Origin of the sequence: Streptomyces sp. NPDC017056 (genome assembly GCF_044332485.1) — a bacterium.
In the GTDB taxonomy this organism is placed as follows: domain Bacteria; phylum Actinomycetota; class Actinomycetes; order Streptomycetales; family Streptomycetaceae; genus Streptomyces.
Genome location: NZ_JBIRPD010000006.1, coordinates 380,730 through 396,189, shown reverse-complemented (window position 1 = coordinate 396,189; position 15,460 = coordinate 380,730). Strand labels below are relative to the sequence as shown.

Genomic DNA, 15,460 nt, shown 5'->3' with positions numbered 1-15,460 from the left:
CATGGCCTGCAAGACCGCCGCGCCGCCGCGCCGGCTGCGCTACACCCTCGTACTGGCCGTCCTCGCCGCCGCCCTGCTCGCGGCGTGCCTGGCCGGCCTCGTCCTCGGCTCCGTCCGCATCCCGCCCGGCGACGTGCTGCGCATCCTGGGCGGGGACGCGCCAGCGGGCCCGTACCCGACCATCGTGCTCGACGTGCGGCTGCCGCGCGTCCTGCTCGGCGCCGTCGTCGGCGCGGGGCTGGCCGTCATCGGCACCGTCCTTCAGGCGCTGGTCCGCAACCCGCTCGCCGACCCGTTCCTGCTCGGCGTCTCCTCCGGGGCCTCGACCGGCGCCGTCATGGTCGTCGTCCTCGGCGTAGGCGGCGGTCTCGCCAGTACGGTCTCGATGCCGCTGGCCGCCTTCGCCGGGTCGCTGGCCGCGCTGGTCGCCGTCTACGCCATGGCCCGGCGCGGCGGCACCATGACCACCGGGCGGCTGGTGCTGGCGGGCGTCGCGGTCCAGTACATCCTCTCCGCGCTCACCAGCCTCGTCCTGGTCACCTCGGCCAAGGCCGAGCACCTGCGGTCCATCATGTTCTGGACGCTCGGCGGCCTCGGCCAGGCCCGCTGGAACACCCTGTGGCTGCCCGCCCTCGTCCTGCTCGCCGGCCTCGCGCTGCTGCTCACCCTCGCCCGGCCGCTGGACCTGCTGCTGGTCGGCGAGGAGGGCGCGACCGTCCTCGGGCTGGACACCGGCCGCTTCCGCGCCGCCGTCTTCGTCCTCGCGTCGCTGGTCACCGGGGTGCTCGTGGCGGCCAGCGGGTCGATCGGCTTCGTCGGCCTGATGGTGCCGCACGCCGTCCGCATGCTCGTCGGCGCCTCGCACCGGGCCCTGCTGCCGGTGGTCGCGCTGGCGGGCGCGGTCTTCGTCGTCCTCGCCGACCTGCTGGCCCGTACGGTCGCCGGCTCCCAGGAGATCCCCGTCGGGGTGATCACCGCGCTGTGCGGCGGACCGTTCTTCCTGTGGCTGCTGCGCCGCACCACCCGTACGGAAGGGATCACCGGATGAGCGCGCGTACCCCGGCCGCCGCGGGCCCGGCCCCCGTCGGCGCCGTCCCCGCCGAGCTGCGGACCGAGGGACTGTCGTACGGCGTCGACGGCCGCCACCTCGTCGACGGCGCCGACCTGTACGTGGCGCCGGGCGAGACGGTGGGCCTGGTCGGCCCGAACGGCAGCGGCAAGACCACCCTGCTGCGCTGCGTCTACGGCACCCTGGCGCCCACCCACGGGCGCATCACGCTCGACGGCCGCGACCTGGCCGGGTTCTCGGCCAAGGAGCGGGCCCGGCGCGTCGCCACCGTCCCCCAGGACGGCAGCGGCGCCTTCGAACTGACCGTGCGCGAGATCGTCGCCATGGGCCGCTCGCCGCACAAGCGCTTCTGGGAGACCGACTCGGCGGCCGACGCTGCGCTCGCCGACCAGGCGCTGGAGTGGGTGGGCGTCGCGGAGCTGCGCAACCGTTCCTTCACCGCGCTCTCGGGCGGCGAACGGCAGCGGGTGCTCGTCGCGCGGGCGCTCGTCCAGCAGCCGTCCCTGCTCGTCCTCGACGAGCCGACCAACCACCTCGACATCCGCTACCAGCTCGACGTCCTCTCCCTCGTGGCCGGCCTCGGCACCAGCACCCTGCTCGCGCTGCACGACCTCAACCTCGCCGCCTACTACTGCGACCGCCTGTACGTGCTGCGCGCGGGCCGCGTCGTCGCCCACGGCACGCCGCACGAGATCCTCACGCCCGAGCTGCTGGCCGACGTGTACGGGGTCGCGGCCGAGGTCGGGGTGCATCCGGTGACCGGGGCGCCGACGGTGGTGTACCTGCCGCCGGACGCGGCGGCGGCCCGTGCGGAGCGCCGGTGAACACATACGGAGGCAGGCCCGTTCCCGGCGGACCGGAGGGGACGCTCGCCTCCCTCGCCGCACACGGCCCCCGCTACCGCCTCGGACTCGGCGCGCCACCGGACGGCGAGCCCGGCTGGCTCGCCGCCGACCGGCTGCTCGACCCGCACGGCCCGGAGCTGTCCCGCCTGCTGGACACCGAGCACCGCGGCAGCGGCCACCGCACCGCGCACGCCGCCGCCCTCACCCTCGCCGCGGTCTACGCGGGCCGGGTCACCGCGGCGGCCGTCCTGCACTGGGCGCTGACCGGCCGCGTCCTCGACGTACGGCCGGGGAACGTCCTCGTACGACCGGACCCCGGGCACGGCATCGCCGGTGTCCGGCTGCGTACGTTCCGGATCCTGGACGCGGCGCCGGACGGCGGCGCAGGAACGGTCCAGGACGCCGTCCTCACGGCCCACTTGCTGCCCCTGGCCGACGCCCTGCGGCAGCGCACCCGCGCCGGGCTGCGCCAGCTGCGCGGGGGAGTGGCCCACGGCTGCGCGACCGCCCTCGGCGCCTCCCGCGCCGACCCGGCACTGCTGGCCCGCCGCTGGGCCGGCTTCCTGGACGGTGCGCCCGGCGGCCTCGCCGCGCTGGGCGATGTGGCCACCGTCACACGCCGGGACGGCACCCGGCGCCTGGTCTACCTCCGCCGCACGTGCTGCCTCTTCTACACGAGCGCCGAGGCTGTACGCTGCGCCAGCTGCTGCCTGACCAGCGTTGACGAGCGGCTCGCGGCGTACGCGGGGCGCGCCTGACGTACGCGACCGCCGGCCGCGTCCCACCTGTTGTGCACCAATCGTCCGTATCGCAAGACGAGCTTCCAGTCCCCGGACCGGGAATCGATACGATGACCGCATGGTTTTTCACGACGTGAGCGAAAAGACGCCGGGCATGTTGCTTGTGGCGCGGCTGCACGTCGACCTGTGCCGTCTCGCCAGCGCCATCTGTCCCGACCGCGCCGCCGCCTGACGCCGCCGGACACCGGCCGCGCGGCGGTTCCCGCGCGCAGCGGGCCGCGCGCACCCCGCCGGGTGCGCCCACCGCGCGCCCTCCCGCACAGCGCCACCCCGCGACGCACGCCCCGAGCCTGCGCCGCCCGCACGCCCACCCCGCACGTCACCGCCCTCCAACAGGAGCTCTCATGGCCATCGAGGTCCGTATCCCGACCATCCTCCGCACCTACACCGACGGCCGGAAGGCCGTCGAGGGCAGCGGTGCGACCCTCGCCGACCTCATCGCCGACCTGGAGAGCCGCCACAACGGCATCCGGGAGCGCCTCGTCGACGGCGACCAGCTGCGCCGCTTCGTGAACGTCTACCTCAACGACGAGGACGTGCGCTTCCTGGAGGGCATCTCCACCCAGCTCAGCGACGGCGACAGCGTCACCATCCTCCCGGCCGTGGCCGGCGGCTCGGGCATGTCCGACGACCCCCGGGAACAGCGCTGATGCGGTACGACTCCCCGCTGGCGGCGGTCGGCAACACCCCGCTGGTCCGCCTGCCGCGGCTGTCGCCCTCCGCCGACGTCCGCATCTGGGCCAAGCTGGAGGACCGCAACCCGACCGGCTCGGTCAAGGACCGCCCCGCGCTCCACATGATCGAGCAGGCCGAGAAGGACGGGCGGCTGACGCCCGGCTGCACGATCCTGGAGCCCACCTCGGGCAACACCGGCATCTCGCTGGCGATGGCGGCCAAGCTCAAGGGCTACCGGATCGTCTGCGTCATGCCGGAGAACACCTCCTCCGAGCGGCGCGAGCTGCTCGCCATGTGGGGCGCCGAGATCATCTCCTCGCCCGCGGCGGGCGGCTCCAACACCGCCGTGCGCGTCGCCAAGGAACTGGCCGCCGAGCACCCCGACTGGGTGATGCTCTACCAGTACGGCAACCCCGACAACGCCGGCGCGCACTACGCCACCACCGGCCCGGAGATCCTCGCCGACCTGCCGTCCATCACCCACTTCGTGGCCGGCCTGGGCACCACCGGCACCCTCATGGGCGTCGGCCGCTACCTGCGCGAGCACGTCCCCGGCGTACGGATCGTGGCCGCCGAACCGCGCTACGACGACGTGGTCTACGGGCTGCGCAACCTCGACGAAGGCTTCATTCCCGAGCTGTACGACGAGTCGGTGCTCACCACCCGCTTCTCCGTCGGCTCCGAGGACGCGATCCGCCGCACCCGCGAACTCCTCGCCGAGGAGGGCATCTTCGCGGGCATCTCGACGGGCGCCGCCCTGCACGCGGCGATCGGCGTCGCCAAGAAGGCGGTCAAGGCGGGGGAGACCGCCGACATCGCCTTCGTCGTGGCCGACGGCGGCTGGAAGTACCTGTCCACCGGCGTCTACACCGCCGAGTCCACCGAAGCCGCCATCGAGACGCTGCACGGCCAGCTCTGGGCGTGAGCGGACGGGCGTGAGCGGGCGGGCGCGATCGGACCAGCGCGATCGGGCGGGCGTGATCGGACCGGCGTGCTCGGACGGGCGTCAACGGACCGGCGTGCACGCACGGAACCGTTGAACGGCCGGCCGCCCCGCGACGTATGAACCGGCGACGCCGGAGGCAGGCGCCCCCCGACGCCCGCCTCCGGTCGTCAGCACCTCACGTTCCGCCCTTCACCGCCCCGTGAGGCGGCGCACCCGCTTCCACAAAGCACCGTCGACCGCCCCCGCGCGGCGGCGGAAATCCCGTAGCGGCACGTCCCGCAACTCGTCCGTCTCCAGGAAGCTCGCGCGCTGCCGTCCGTCGCCGACCGCGCCGGGCGGCAGGGGGAGCACGCCAGGCCGGTCCGGGTGGTGCCGACTGGTGATCTTGACGACGTGCGCCGTGCCACCGCGTACCGACAGCACCAGGCACGGCCGGTCCTTCGCGCCCGGCCCGTCCTCGTACGGCACCAGGGCCCACCAGATCTCCCCCGCGCGCGGCGTGCGCGCACCGGGCCGCGCGATGTCCGTGGTCCGTCCGCCCGGGCGCGTACGGTCGCGCGCCCGCGTTCTTGGCCGAAAGCGAGCGCCCCACCGCCCCCGTGCGCCCCGCGCCCGCGCCCGCCCGTCGACGATCGCCGCCACCAGCGCCAGCGCGGCCACCGCCAGCAGCGCCGGCCACCACACCGAGACGTCCACACCCGCTCCCTCCAAGATCCCGGCTCCCCGGCGACCGTACCGGCCGGGACCGCTTTGCGGCACGGCAGCGGCGGGCGGCCGGCACCCCCGCGAAGGCGCGCGTCCGGCGGGGAACGGCACGGGGGGACACGGTTCTGTACACACCCACCCGGACTGGTGATTCCGCCCACAGCTCGCCCCGCCGGAGGAGCCACCGGCCCTTTCGCGCCTTACGCTCGTGGGCACCGCAATGACCGTTCAGGACCCGGCAAGGACGCCCGCCGGACGAGGACCGGCGAGGACCCGTGAACGCCCCCCGCCGCAGCCCCGCATGGACCCGCCGCTCCGCCCCCAGCCACGGAGGTTCACGCCCGCATGAAGCTCACTGTCGTCGGTTGCTCGGGGTCGTTCCCTTCCACGGAATCGGCCTGTTCGAGCTACCTCTTGGAGGCCGACGGCTTCAGGCTGCTCATCGACATGGGCAACGGCGCCCTGGGCGAGCTGCAGCGCCACTGCGGTCTCTACGACCTCGACGCCGTACTCCTGTCGCACCTGCACGCCGATCACTGCATCGACCTGTGCGGCTACTTCGTCGTGCGCTACTACCGGCCCGACGGCGGCCGGTGCGCGCCGATGCCCGTGTACGGGCCGGCCGGCACCGAGCGCCGGCTGACCGCGGCGCACGCCGACCTGCCGACCGACCGGGCGATGAGCGAGGTCTTCGACTTCCGCACGCTGACCCCCGGCACCTTCTCCGTCGGCCCCTTTACGATCCGTACGGATCTGGTCAGCCACCCCGTCGAAGCGTTCGGCTTCCGTATCGAACACGACGGGAAATCGCTGACGTACTCCGGGGACACCGGGGTCTGCGACGCCCTGGACGGGCTCGCCGAGGGCACCGACTTCTTCCTGTGCGAGGCGTCCTTCACGCACGGCAAGGAGGACATCCCGGACCTGCACCTCAACGGACGCGAGGCCGGCGCGCACGCCGCGCGCGCCCGCGCTGGGCGGCTGGTCCTGACCCACATCCCGCCGTGGACCGACCCGGGCATCAACCTGCGGGACGCGCAGGAGGTCTTCGAAGGCCCGGTCGAGGTCGCCAAGGCGGGCGCCGTCTACGAGATCTGAACCCGGCCGCCGGGCGCTCGGCAGGCCCCGGGTACGCGGCAGGCCCCGGGCACAGCCCCAAGCTCCGAACACGCGGCAGGCCCCCGCGACCGGGTGGTCGCGGGGGCCTGCCGTCGCACGGTCCGGCCGGGGCCTACTTGCCCTCGGCCTTCTGCATCTCGGCGATCTCCTCGTCGGACTCGCGGCCCGGCGTCTTCAAATTGAACTTGGTGATCGCGAACCGGAAGATCACGTAGTACAGGGCGGCGAAGCACAGGCCGACCACGGCCAGCCCCAGCGGATTGCTCGCGATGCCGAAGTTCAGTACGTAGTCGATCGCGCCGGCCGAGAAGCCGAAGCCGTCCTTCATGCCCAGCGCCCAGGTCAGCGCCATCGACACACCGGTCAGTACGGCGTGCACCGCGTACAGCACCGGGGCGATGAACATGAACGTGAACTCGATCGGCTCGGTCACACCGGTGACGAAGGCGGTGAGCGCGAGCGAGAACATCATGCCGCCGACGACCTTGCGGCGCTCGGGGCGGGCGCAGTGCACGATCGCCAGGCAGGCGGCGGGCAGCGCGAACATCATGATCGGGAAGAAGCCGGTCATGAACTGGCCGGCGGTGGGGTCCTTCTCCAGGAAGCGGGCGATGTCACCGTGCTTGCCGTGGAAGTCGCCGGCCTGGAGCCAGGGGAAGGAGTTCAGCAGGTGGTGCATGCCGACCGCGATCAGACCGCGGTTGGCGACACCGAAGATGCCCGCGCCGACCGCGCCGGAGCCCACCAGCCACTCGCCGAAGTTGTGCAGGGCGCTGCCGAGTACCGGCCAGATGTAACCGAAGACGATGCCGATCAGCAGACCCGCGAAGGACGAGAGGATCGGGACCAGGCGGCGGCCGCCGAAGAAGCCGAGCCAGTCCGGCAGCTTCTTGCGGCTGTAGCGCTGGTAGAGCAGGGCGACCACGATGCCCATCACCACACCGCCGAGCACCTTGGCGTCGGCGGGCGCGGCCTCTTGGACTATCTTCCCGTCGACCACCTTGGCGATCTTCGGGAGGCTCTCGTCACCGAACGTCGCCAGCACCTTGCTGAAGACCAGGTAGCCGACGACGGCGGCCAGACCGGTCGAGCCGTCCGCCTTCTTGGCAAAGCCGATGGCGATACCGACGGCGAACAGCAGCGGCATGTTGTCCAGGAGCGCAGCGCCGCCGGCGGCCAGGAACTCCGCGATCTTGTTAAGGAACGCGGGCAGCGACTTGGTGCCGAGCATGTCGTCCTGGCCGAGCCGGACCATCAGCGCCGCGGCGGGCAGCGTCGCGATCGGCAGCATGAGGCTGCGGCCGATGCGCTGGGCGACGGCCATGGCGCCGGGACCGCGGCGCTTCTTGTCGGGAGCCGCCGTAGCGGTGGCCGAACTCATCGGATTCCTCCTGGTGAGGCGGGCGCTCGGAGAAGGGGGTACGGCCCGCCGGTCTGGTCTACACCACTGAGTGGTTTAGACCATTCTTAGCATGTCGCCCACACATAAAGGAATCCGTTGTTCCCCAAGGTTTAGATCACACACCAAGCGGCCTTCAAGTGCTTCCACTTGAAGGCCCTTCGGTACCTCCGCTTGAGGGCCGTCCGGCCCGGGCCGTACGGCCCTCTCCCCGGCGGCGCCTACTTCACATTCTCCTGCTCCAGTTCCGCTTCCACTTCCTCCGGTTCGCGGCCCGGAGTGTGCAGGTCGAACTTGGTGATCACGAAGCGGAACAGCACGTAATACACGAGGGCGAAGCACAAGCCGATCGGAATGATCATCCACGGTTTGGTCGCCAGCCCCCAGTTGATCACGTAGTCGATCAGCCCGGCCGAGAAACTGAAGCCGTCCTTGACGCCCAGCGCCCAGCTCACCGCCATCGACACACCGGTCAGCGCGGCGTGCAGCGCGTACAGGGCCGGCGCGATGAACAGGAACGAGTACTCGATCGGCTCGGTCACGCCGGTGACGAACGAGGTCAGGCCGACCGAGAGCATCATGCCGCCGATCTCCTTGCGGCGGTGCGGCTTGGCGCAGTGCGTGATCGCCAGCGCCGCGGCCGGCAGCGCGAACATCATGATCGGGAAGAAGCCGGTGGTGAACTGCCCGGCCGTCGGGTCCCCCGCCAGGAAACGGTTGATGTCGCCGTGCACCGACGTACCGTCCGGCTTGGTGAAATCGCCGAACTGGAACCACATGAACGTGTTCAGGAACTGGTGCATGCCGATCACCAGCAGCGCGCGGTTGGCGACACCGAAGATCCCCGAACCGGTGGCGCCCAGATCCGTCAGCCACTTGCTGAAGCTGGTCAGCGCGTCGCCGATCGGCGGCCACACCCACAGGCACAGCGCCGCGAAGGCCAGCCCCACGAACGCCATGATGATCGGCACCAGCCGGCGCCCGTTGAAGAAGCCCAGCCAGTCCACCAGCTTCACCCGGTGGTAGCGCTGCCAGATCCAGGCGGCGAAGAACCCCGTCACGATGCCGCCGAAGACCCCCGGGTTCTGGAAGCCCGCCGGAGCGGCCTTGCCGTCCCCGCCGACGCACACCCCGCTCCACTGCCCGGCCGAGGCGTACGCCGAACCGGCCGCGCAGTCCTGCGGGAACTGGTGCAGCACCGAGTAATAGACCAGGAAGCCCACCACCGCGGCCAGCGCCGTCGACCCGTCCGACTTCTTCGCCATGCCGATCGCCACACCGACGCAGAACAGCAGCGGCAGGCCGAGCGAGGAGTCCAGCAGCGCGCCGCCCGCACCCGCGAACACCTTCGCCACGTTCTCCCAGCCCAGACCGTCCGCGCCGAAGACGTCCGGCTGGCCGAGACGGTTGAGGATGCCCGCGGCGGGCAGGACGGCGATGGGAAGCTGGAGGCTGCGCCCCATCTTCTGCAGCCCCTGGAAGAGGCCCGCCGACCACTTCTTCCTCGGTGCCGCCGCCGCGTTCGAGCTCATCTGCGTCCTCCCGGGCGCCGTCCCGTCGCGGGCCGGCTCGGTGCTTGCCGCATACTGGTGGTGTAGACCACTTGTGGTGCGTTTCGGGCCCCGGAAAGCGCTGCCGGGTGGTCGCCATCATGCGCCGGACAACGGACATATGCCCGGTTAGCTGGGCTAAACGTGCGTTACCGTGTGAACCACCGCGCGGCGGAACCGCCGGCGGCCGAGACAAGCAGGAGTGGACATGGCCAGCAAGGCTGAGAAGATCGTCGCCGGGCTCGGCGGCCTCGACAACATCGAAGAGGTCGAAGGCTGCATCACCCGCCTCCGCACCGAGGTGGCCGACCCCTCGCTCGTCGACGAGGCCGCGCTGAAGGCCGCCGGCGCCCACGGCGTCGTCAAGATGGGCACCGCCATCCAGGTCGTCATCGGCACCGACGCGGACCCGATCGCCGCCGAGATCGAAGACATGATGTGAGCCGCTGAGCCGCTCCTTCGACCGAGGGCCCCGGACCGCGCCGCACCCGGCAGCGGACCGGGGCCCTCGGCGCGCTCCCGCCCCGAGAGACCTCCGCGAACCGGAACGCGCCCCTCGGCCGAGCCGATAGGGTCTGAGCCATGTCTCGTATCGACGGCCGCACCCCCGACCAGCTCCGCCCCGTCACCATGGAACGCGGCTGGAGCAAGCACGCCGAAGGCTCCGTGCTGATCTCCTTCGGCGACACCAAGGTCTTCTGCACCGCCTCCCTCACCGAGGGCGTCCCGCGCTGGCGCAAGGGCAGCGGCGAAGGCTGGGTCACCGCCGAATACTCGATGCTGCCGCGCTCCACCAACACCCGCGGCGACCGCGAATCCGTCCGCGGCAAGATCGGCGGCCGTACGCACGAGATCTCCCGCCTCATCGGCCGCTCGCTGCGCGCCGTCATCGACTTCAAGGCCCTCGGCGAGAACACCGTCGTCCTGGACTGCGACGTCCTCCAGGCCGACGGCGGCACCCGCACCGCCGCCATCACCGGCGCCTACGTCGCCCTCGCCGACGCCATCTCCTGGGCCCAGGCCAAGAAGAGCATCAAGGCCGGCCGCCAGCCGCTGGTCGGCACCGTCTCCGCCGTCAGCGTCGGCATCGTCGGCGGCGTACCGATGCTCGACCTCTGCTACGAGGAGGATGTGCGCGCCGAGACCGACATGAACGTCGTCTGCACCGGCGACGGCCGCTTCGTCGAGGTCCAGGGCACCGCTGAGGCCGAGCCCTTCGCCCGCGACGAGCTCAACTCGCTCCTCGACCTCGCCGTCGCCGGCTGCGCGACCCTGGACGCCGCCCAGCGCGAGGCCCTCGCCCGCACGCTGTGACGTGCGCCGCGGCGCCCACCACCCGCCGCGGGAACCGTGCCGTGCCGGCCCCCGCAACGGCGGGCCGGCACGCCGCCTGCCGGGCCTGCCGGGCCTGCCCTGTGACCTTTCCCTCGTGGGATCTGCGTCTCTAGGAATACGGCAGCCGGCCGCGCACCGTGGAACCCATGTCCACTACCGCTGCCACGGCTGCCACAGCCGACGCACCCGTCACCGCCTTCCGGGCCCGCACCGGCGGCCCCAAGGACGACCGCAACCTGCTGGAACACCTCGCCGGCTGGACCTTCGTCGTCGTCCTGGCCATGCTGCTCACCCAGACCGGCCTGGTGTGACCCTCACGCCACCTGAGGCACGCCCCCCGAGGCACCCCGGCTGAGGCGCTCCGGCGCGCACCCACCCCACAACGCGTCCGGGATGCCTCCGGGGCGCCTCCGGAACGGCCCCCGGGCAACCAAATCCGCCCGCCCGGCGTTCTCCCTGGTACCGACGCACCGACGTACCGACGTACCGACGCACCGACGCACCGCCGCGAACCGGTGCGGCGTTCCGTACCGATGCACACCCGTGCACGGCACGCCCAGGGGAGGAACCGTTCCATGGCTCTACGCCGCAGCACCGCGCGCCGCCGCTCCACGACCACCACCGCCGTCGCCGTCCTGGCGGCAGCCGCCGTGGCCGTACCCCTCCTCACCGCCTGCGGAGCGGTCGACAAGGCCGTCGGCTGCGCCACGGCCGCCACGACGTTCGCCAACGACCTGTCCTCCCTCAAAGACGACCTGAGCAACGCCGCCGACAGCCCCCAGGACGCCGAGCGCGCCATCGACCGGCTGAACAAGGACCTCGGCAAGATCCAGAAAGCGACGGACGACCCCGAGGTCAAAAAGGCGCTCAGCGGCCTGACCGACGCCCTGGACAAGGCCGACGACGCCGTACGCGACGGCAAGACCCCCGACCTCACCGCGCTGCGGAACGCGGCCGGCGCACTCACCAGGACCTGCGCCCCCGGCTGACCCGGCCCGGGATAATCGGCCCCATGAACCGCCTGATCCTCGCCACCCGCAACGCCGGCAAAATCACCGAACTCCGCGCCATCCTGGCCGCCGCCGACCTCGACGTCGAACTCGTCGGCGCCGACGCCTACCCGGACGTCCCCGACGTCAAGGAAACCGGCGTCACCTTCGCCGAGAACGCCCTGCTCAAGGCCCACGCCCTCGCCCAGGCCACCGGCCACCCGGCCGTCGCCGACGACTCGGGCCTGTGCGTCGACGTCCTCGGCGGCGCGCCCGGCATCTTCTCCGCCCGCTGGTCGGGCCGGCACGGCGACGACCAGGCCAACCTCGACCTGCTCCTCGCCCAGCTCTCCGACATCGCCGACGGCCACCGCGCGGCCCACTTCGCCTGCGCCGCGGCCCTGGCCCTCCCCGACGGCACCGAACGCGTCGTCGAAGGCCGCCTCGAAGGCACCCTCCGCCACACCCCCGCCGGCACCGGCGGCTTCGGCTACGACCCGATCCTCCAGCCCCTCGGCGACACCCGCACCTGCGCCGAACTGACCGCCGACGAGAAGAACGCCATCAGCCACCGAGGCAAGGCGTTCCGGGGGCTGGTGCCGGTGGTACGGGAGCTGGTGGGCTGAGGGACTGTCCTGAAAATGACGAAGTGGCCGTCACCTTCCACGGAAGGTGACGGCCACTTCGTCATGGTGGGCCCGGTGGGACTCGAACCCACGACACACCGGACCTAAACCGGCGCCCTCTAGCCAGCTGGGGCACGGGCCCGCGGCGCCTACTGTACTGTGCCCGGCCGCGTGACCGTCAGGCGATCTTCGGTTCGGGCGGTACGCCGTCCGAACGTGCGCGTCTGGCTATGGCACGAAGGGCACAAATAGCGCAGATTGCCGATGCGGTCGTCGAGCCGGTCCCCGTTGATGTGGTCGATCTCCAGGACCAGCCGCTTGTCCTGCCACGTGTCGCCGAGGCCGCAGGCGCTGCACTGCCGCGGGACCGCCTTGTCGTCCAAGGCACGGCGCAGCAGCGACGTCTTCGTCCGGCGGGAGCCCGGTGCGCGGCGCCGGAGGATGTCGTCGGCAGGCCGGCGGGCAGGGGAGGGGCAGCCGCGGCCGTGGCCCTGTCCGGTGAAGTGCGCGGTCGACAGGCCGTAGGCCGTGAGGCTCCGGTCCAGGAGCCGCCGGGAGGCGGTGGTGACGGGGCGGCCGAGCAGCCGGAGCGTCGCGGCCCGGCTTTTCGAGCCGGCCACTGCAGCGGTGAGTTCGTCGCGGGGCAGCAGTTCCCCGCGGGCGCCGCGACCGGTGAGGTGGGCCGTGCTGATGCCGAACCGTGCCAGCTTCTTGCGGATGTGACTGTAGGCACTGTCGTACGGAGGGACGCCCAGGTGCTCCATGACCTCGCGCATGCTTCGCGCCCGTACGGCGGCCTCCTCCAGGCGCTCTTTGGCATACGTCTGCCTCGGTCGCCGAGGCAGTTCTTCCGGGGCGAAGTGCGCGGTGTCGATGCCGTAGTGCGCCAGGCGGCGGCGCAGGTAGCGAAGGGTGCCGCTGCCCAATGGCGTGCCCAGACGGCGGAGCATGTCCACCGGGCCGGTGGACATCGCGGCCGTACGGGCAAGCATGTCGTGGGTGTACCGTCGGCGGGCCGTCACGGCCGCTTCCTACGGGGCTCGCGCCGTTTGCGACCGCGGTAGGTGTCCGTGACGGCGTGGCAGTTGGGGCACAGGAGGCGGAGATTGGCCGGGCGGTTGTCCCACCACTCGCCGTTGCGGTGATCGACCTCCAGCCGCAGGGGCTTGCCATTCCACTCCGGGCCCGTGCCGCATACCGCGCACTGTTCCCGTACTCCCTGCCGCAGTAGCGCCCTGCGCAGCCGGTCGCCGGGCAGTCGGCCTTCGGACGGCACTCCCAGCACCAGCCGGTCGGCCAACGGACGTTGTGGTCGTCTGGGGCGCGCGGACGTGAAGTGGGACGTGTCCAGGCCGAGTCCGGCGATTCGACGGGCGATGTGGGCTTGATTGCCGCCCACGGGGTGGATGCCGAGTCGGCGTACGACCTCGGCGGTGCTGCGGGACAGAGCCACCGTTTCGCGAAGCGTCGTTTCGGAGTGGCGGACGGCCTTGGACGTGAAGTGAGAGGTGTCGATGCGCTCTTCGGCCATCCTGCGGCTGATGTGGCACCGGACGCTCCGTGTCGGAACGCTTCCGCAGTGGCGTGCGACTTCCTCGTACGACGTCGATGCGAGCGCAGCCTCGGCGAGCAACTCGCGCGTGTACTTCGTCCCCATGGTCCCTGCTGCCCCTCGTCATCGCTCTTCGAGCGTAAGTAGCACCCTCGAACTGCCCAACGCCCCCACCCCCACCCGGTTACGCCGAACAGCCCAAAAACCTCAAAAAACGACCGCGGCCCCCGCCCAACCAGGGCGAGGGCCGCGACGCGGAGTCCGGAGAGGGGTCAGAACCGCGGGTCCGGGGACTGGGACGTGACCATTTCCACGGCTTCTTCCTTGGTGGCCACCGCCGGCGGGGAGCCTTCCAGGGGCTGTTGGGCGGTTTCCTTCATGCAGGCGACGGCGATGACGCCGACCAGGGCCGCGCCCATCGCGTAGTAGGCGGGGATCATGTCGTTGCCGCCGAAGCCGTCCATGAGGGCGGTGATGACGAGGGGAGTCGTGCCGCCGAAGAGGGAGACCGCGAGGTTGTAGCCGATGGAGAGGGAGCCGTAGCGGACGCTGGTGGGGAAGAGGGCGGGCAGCGCCGCGGACATGGTGCCCAGGAGGCAGACCAGGGAGAGGCCGAGGATCAGCATGCCGGGGATGATCGCGGCCAGGCTGCCCTGCTTGACCAGCAGGAAGGCGGGGACGGAGAGGAGGAAGAAGCCCAGCATGCCGGTCATCAGGAGGGGCTTGCGGCCGTAGCGGTCGTTGAGCTTGCCGACGGAGCTGATGATGCACATCAGGACGACCATGGTGCCGATGACGATCAGCAGGCCGTGCGCCTCGTCGTAGTGGAGGGTGTCGGTCAGGTAGGTCGGCATGTAGGAGAGCAGCATGTAGTGGCAGATGTTGTATGCGCCGACGAGGGCGATACACAGGATCAGCATGGGCCACTGCTGCGAGAAGATCTCGCCGAGCTTCTTCTTGGGGGCGTTCTCCGAGAGGTGGGAGAAGTCGGCCTCGGTCTCGGTGACGGAGGTGTCGCCGTTGTGGGTCTGGGCCGCTTCGAGCTTCTGGAAGGCGGGGGTCTCGTCGAGCTTCATCCGGAGGTAGAGGCCGACGAGGCCGAGCGGTCCGGCGACCAGGAACGGGATGCGCCAGCCCCAGTCGTGCATGGTCTCGGAGCCGAGCCAGGTATTGAGGATCAGGACCAGGCCGGCGGCGCCGGTGTAGCCGGCGAGGGTGCCCATTTCGAGGAAGCTGCCGAAGAAGCCGCGCTTCTTGTCAGGCGCGTACTCGGCGATGAAGGTCGAGGCGCCGCCGTACTCGCCGCCGGTGGAGAAGCCCTGGATCATGCGGAAGACGATCAGCAGGATCGGGGCCCACAGGCCGATGCTGGCGTACGAGGGGATCAGGCCGATGCACAGGGTGCCGGCGGCCATCATGATCATGGTGAGGGCGAGGACCTTCTTGCGGCCGACGCGGTCGCCGAGGGGGCCGAAGAACGCGCCGCCGATGGGCCGTACGAGGAACGCGACGGCGAAGGTGGCGAAGGAGGACAGCAGGCTGGTGGTGTCGCTGCCGCCCGGGAAGAACACCTTTCCGATGGTGACCGCGAGGTAGCTGTAGATGCCGAAGTCGAACCATTCCATGGCGTTGCCGAGCGCGGCGGCCTTCACGGCGCGTTTGACGATGCGCTCGTCGGTCACCGTGATGTCGGTGCGCCGCAGCCGGGGGTTGCGGCGGCGGGCGACGGCCCGGAACAGGTTTCTGTGGCGTTTGAACGCCTCCGGGTCCCGGTCGGTCGGTGGTTCAACTTCGGTGCTGCCGGTCGGCACGAGTCGAGTCCTCTCGGTCGGTCAGCGCGCTCGATGCGC

The 15,460-nt window shown here is 71.4% G+C and carries 18 protein-coding genes and 1 tRNA gene; 12 read left to right on the top strand and 7 right to left on the bottom strand.

Annotated features, from left to right (window positions below):
- The first annotated feature begins 1 nt into the window (after position 1).
- From ACH4OW_RS14200 to ACH4OW_RS14175, 6 genes are all read left to right on the top strand, one after another.
- Complete coding sequence (locus ACH4OW_RS14200) at positions 2 to 1,048, top strand: FecCD family ABC transporter permease (protein ID WP_398027626.1); 1,047 nt, start codon at positions 2 to 4, stop codon at positions 1,046 to 1,048.
- On the top strand, positions 1,045 to 1,893 hold the full coding sequence (locus ACH4OW_RS14195; RefSeq protein ID WP_398027624.1) for an ABC transporter ATP-binding protein: 849 nt from the start codon (positions 1,045 to 1,047) through the stop codon (positions 1,891 to 1,893). Before ACH4OW_RS14200 ends, ACH4OW_RS14195 begins: the two co-directional genes overlap by 4 nt.
- Positions 1,890 to 2,672, top strand: a complete 783-nt coding sequence (locus ACH4OW_RS14190) for a (2Fe-2S)-binding protein (RefSeq protein WP_398027622.1) — start codon at positions 1,890 to 1,892, stop codon at positions 2,670 to 2,672. The genes ACH4OW_RS14195 and ACH4OW_RS14190 overlap by 4 nt, the downstream gene beginning before the upstream one ends.
- Positions 2,673 to 2,772: 100 nt before the next feature.
- On the top strand, positions 2,773 to 2,886 hold the full coding sequence (locus ACH4OW_RS14185; RefSeq protein WP_360123199.1) for a putative leader peptide: 114 nt from the start codon (positions 2,773 to 2,775) through the stop codon (positions 2,884 to 2,886).
- A 172-nt stretch (positions 2,887 to 3,058) separates the two neighbouring features.
- Positions 3,059 to 3,364 carry a MoaD/ThiS family protein gene (locus ACH4OW_RS14180; protein WP_360123196.1) on the top strand — a complete coding sequence of 102 codons (306 nt, stop codon included), beginning with the start codon at positions 3,059 to 3,061 and terminating at the stop codon, positions 3,362 to 3,364.
- Entirely contained in the window at positions 3,364 to 4,314 is a 951-nt protein-coding gene (locus tag ACH4OW_RS14175; protein WP_360123193.1) for a cysteine synthase, read from the top strand. The genes ACH4OW_RS14180 and ACH4OW_RS14175 overlap by 1 nt, the downstream gene beginning before the upstream one ends.
- Positions 4,315 to 4,524: 210 nt before the next feature.
- Here the strand turns inward: ACH4OW_RS14175 and ACH4OW_RS14170 are convergent, their stop codons facing one another.
- Positions 4,525 to 5,031 (bottom strand): type II toxin-antitoxin system PemK/MazF family toxin, encoded by a 507-nt coding sequence (locus tag ACH4OW_RS14170; RefSeq protein WP_398027619.1) that lies wholly within the window; start codon positions 5,029 to 5,031, stop codon positions 4,525 to 4,527.
- Between the two features lie 354 nt (positions 5,032 to 5,385).
- Here ACH4OW_RS14170 and ACH4OW_RS14165 point away from each other — a divergent pair, with 354 nt between their 5' ends.
- The gene (locus ACH4OW_RS14165; RefSeq protein ID WP_360123187.1) at positions 5,386 to 6,138 is read left to right on the top strand and encodes an MBL fold metallo-hydrolase; all 753 of its coding nucleotides are present in this window, start codon (positions 5,386 to 5,388) and stop codon (positions 6,136 to 6,138) included.
- Between the two features lie 133 nt (positions 6,139 to 6,271).
- On the opposite strand, the gene ACH4OW_RS14160 is transcribed toward ACH4OW_RS14165, so the two are convergent.
- Together ACH4OW_RS14160 and ACH4OW_RS14155 are read right to left on the bottom strand one after the other, a co-directional pair.
- Complete coding sequence (locus ACH4OW_RS14160; RefSeq protein ID WP_360123184.1) at positions 6,272 to 7,540, bottom strand: PTS transporter subunit EIIC; 1,269 nt, start codon at positions 7,538 to 7,540, stop codon at positions 6,272 to 6,274.
- A 239-nt stretch (positions 7,541 to 7,779) separates the two neighbouring features.
- The gene (locus ACH4OW_RS14155) at positions 7,780 to 9,090 is read right to left on the bottom strand and encodes a PTS transporter subunit EIIC (RefSeq protein ID WP_398027616.1); all 1,311 of its coding nucleotides are present in this window, start codon (positions 9,088 to 9,090) and stop codon (positions 7,780 to 7,782) included.
- Between the two features lie 220 nt (positions 9,091 to 9,310).
- Here ACH4OW_RS14155 and ACH4OW_RS14150 point away from each other — a divergent pair, with 220 nt between their 5' ends.
- From ACH4OW_RS14150 to rdgB, 5 genes are all read left to right on the top strand, one after another.
- Complete coding sequence (locus ACH4OW_RS14150; RefSeq protein WP_210990693.1) at positions 9,311 to 9,550, top strand: PTS glucose/sucrose transporter subunit IIB; 240 nt, start codon at positions 9,311 to 9,313, stop codon at positions 9,548 to 9,550.
- Between the two features lie 140 nt (positions 9,551 to 9,690).
- A complete protein-coding gene (rph, locus tag ACH4OW_RS14145; protein ID WP_360123177.1) occupies positions 9,691 to 10,422 on the top strand; it encodes a ribonuclease PH in 732 nt (243 codons plus the stop codon).
- Between the two features lie 167 nt (positions 10,423 to 10,589).
- On the top strand, positions 10,590 to 10,754 hold the full coding sequence (locus tag ACH4OW_RS14140; RefSeq protein ID WP_360123174.1) for an SCO1431 family membrane protein: 165 nt from the start codon (positions 10,590 to 10,592) through the stop codon (positions 10,752 to 10,754).
- A gap of 264 nt (positions 10,755 to 11,018) precedes the next feature.
- Positions 11,019 to 11,432 (top strand): hypothetical protein, encoded by a 414-nt coding sequence (locus tag ACH4OW_RS14135; RefSeq protein WP_398027613.1) that lies wholly within the window; start codon positions 11,019 to 11,021, stop codon positions 11,430 to 11,432.
- Positions 11,433 to 11,455: 23 nt separating this feature from the next.
- A complete protein-coding gene (rdgB, locus tag ACH4OW_RS14130; RefSeq protein ID WP_360123168.1) occupies positions 11,456 to 12,058 on the top strand; it encodes an RdgB/HAM1 family non-canonical purine NTP pyrophosphatase in 603 nt (200 codons plus the stop codon).
- A 64-nt stretch (positions 12,059 to 12,122) separates the two neighbouring features.
- Here rdgB and ACH4OW_RS14125 read toward each other — a convergent pair.
- From ACH4OW_RS14125 to ACH4OW_RS14110, 4 genes are all read right to left on the bottom strand, one after another.
- Positions 12,123 to 12,200, bottom strand: a tRNA-Leu gene (locus ACH4OW_RS14125).
- A gap of 7 nt (positions 12,201 to 12,207) precedes the next feature.
- Positions 12,208 to 13,080 (bottom strand): HNH endonuclease, encoded by an 873-nt coding sequence (locus ACH4OW_RS14120; protein ID WP_398027611.1) that lies wholly within the window; start codon positions 13,078 to 13,080, stop codon positions 12,208 to 12,210.
- Complete coding sequence (locus tag ACH4OW_RS14115) at positions 13,077 to 13,589, bottom strand: HNH endonuclease (RefSeq protein WP_398027609.1); 513 nt, start codon at positions 13,587 to 13,589, stop codon at positions 13,077 to 13,079. Before ACH4OW_RS14115 ends, ACH4OW_RS14120 begins: the two co-directional genes overlap by 4 nt.
- A gap of 293 nt (positions 13,590 to 13,882) precedes the next feature.
- Positions 13,883 to 15,421: an MFS transporter gene (locus tag ACH4OW_RS14110; RefSeq protein ID WP_360123159.1), complete on the bottom strand. Its 1,539-nt coding sequence runs from the start codon at positions 15,419 to 15,421 to the stop codon at positions 13,883 to 13,885.
- Positions 15,422 to 15,460 lie beyond the last annotated feature (39 nt).

Bases quoted from the DNA above. Each gene is read 5' to 3' on its own strand.
- ACH4OW_RS14200 (WP_398027626.1), top strand. From the start codon at position 2: ATGGCCTGCAAGACCGCCGCGCCGCCGCGCCGGCTGCGCTACACCCTC.
- ACH4OW_RS14195 (WP_398027624.1), top strand. From the start codon at position 1,045: ATGAGCGCGCGTACCCCGGCCGCCGCGGGCCCGGCCCCCGTCGGCGCC.
- ACH4OW_RS14185 (WP_360123199.1), top strand. From the start codon at position 2,773: ATGGTTTTTCACGACGTGAGCGAAAAGACGCCGGGCATGTTGCTTGTG.
- ACH4OW_RS14180 (WP_360123196.1), top strand. From the start codon at position 3,059: ATGGCCATCGAGGTCCGTATCCCGACCATCCTCCGCACCTACACCGAC.
- ACH4OW_RS14175 (WP_360123193.1), top strand. From the start codon at position 3,364: ATGCGGTACGACTCCCCGCTGGCGGCGGTCGGCAACACCCCGCTGGTC.
- ACH4OW_RS14165 (WP_360123187.1), top strand. From the start codon at position 5,386: ATGAAGCTCACTGTCGTCGGTTGCTCGGGGTCGTTCCCTTCCACGGAA.
- ACH4OW_RS14160 (WP_360123184.1), bottom strand. From the start codon at position 7,540: ATGAGTTCGGCCACCGCTACGGCGGCTCCCGACAAGAAGCGCCGCGGT.
- ACH4OW_RS14155 (WP_398027616.1), bottom strand. From the start codon at position 9,090: ATGAGCTCGAACGCGGCGGCGGCACCGAGGAAGAAGTGGTCGGCGGGC.
- rph (WP_360123177.1), top strand. From the start codon at position 9,691: ATGTCTCGTATCGACGGCCGCACCCCCGACCAGCTCCGCCCCGTCACC.
- ACH4OW_RS14140 (WP_360123174.1), top strand. From the start codon at position 10,590: ATGTCCACTACCGCTGCCACGGCTGCCACAGCCGACGCACCCGTCACC.
- ACH4OW_RS14135 (WP_398027613.1), top strand. From the start codon at position 11,019: ATGGCTCTACGCCGCAGCACCGCGCGCCGCCGCTCCACGACCACCACC.
- rdgB (WP_360123168.1), top strand. From the start codon at position 11,456: ATGAACCGCCTGATCCTCGCCACCCGCAACGCCGGCAAAATCACCGAA.
- ACH4OW_RS14115 (WP_398027609.1), bottom strand. From the start codon at position 13,589: ATGGCCGAAGAGCGCATCGACACCTCTCACTTCACGTCCAAGGCCGTC.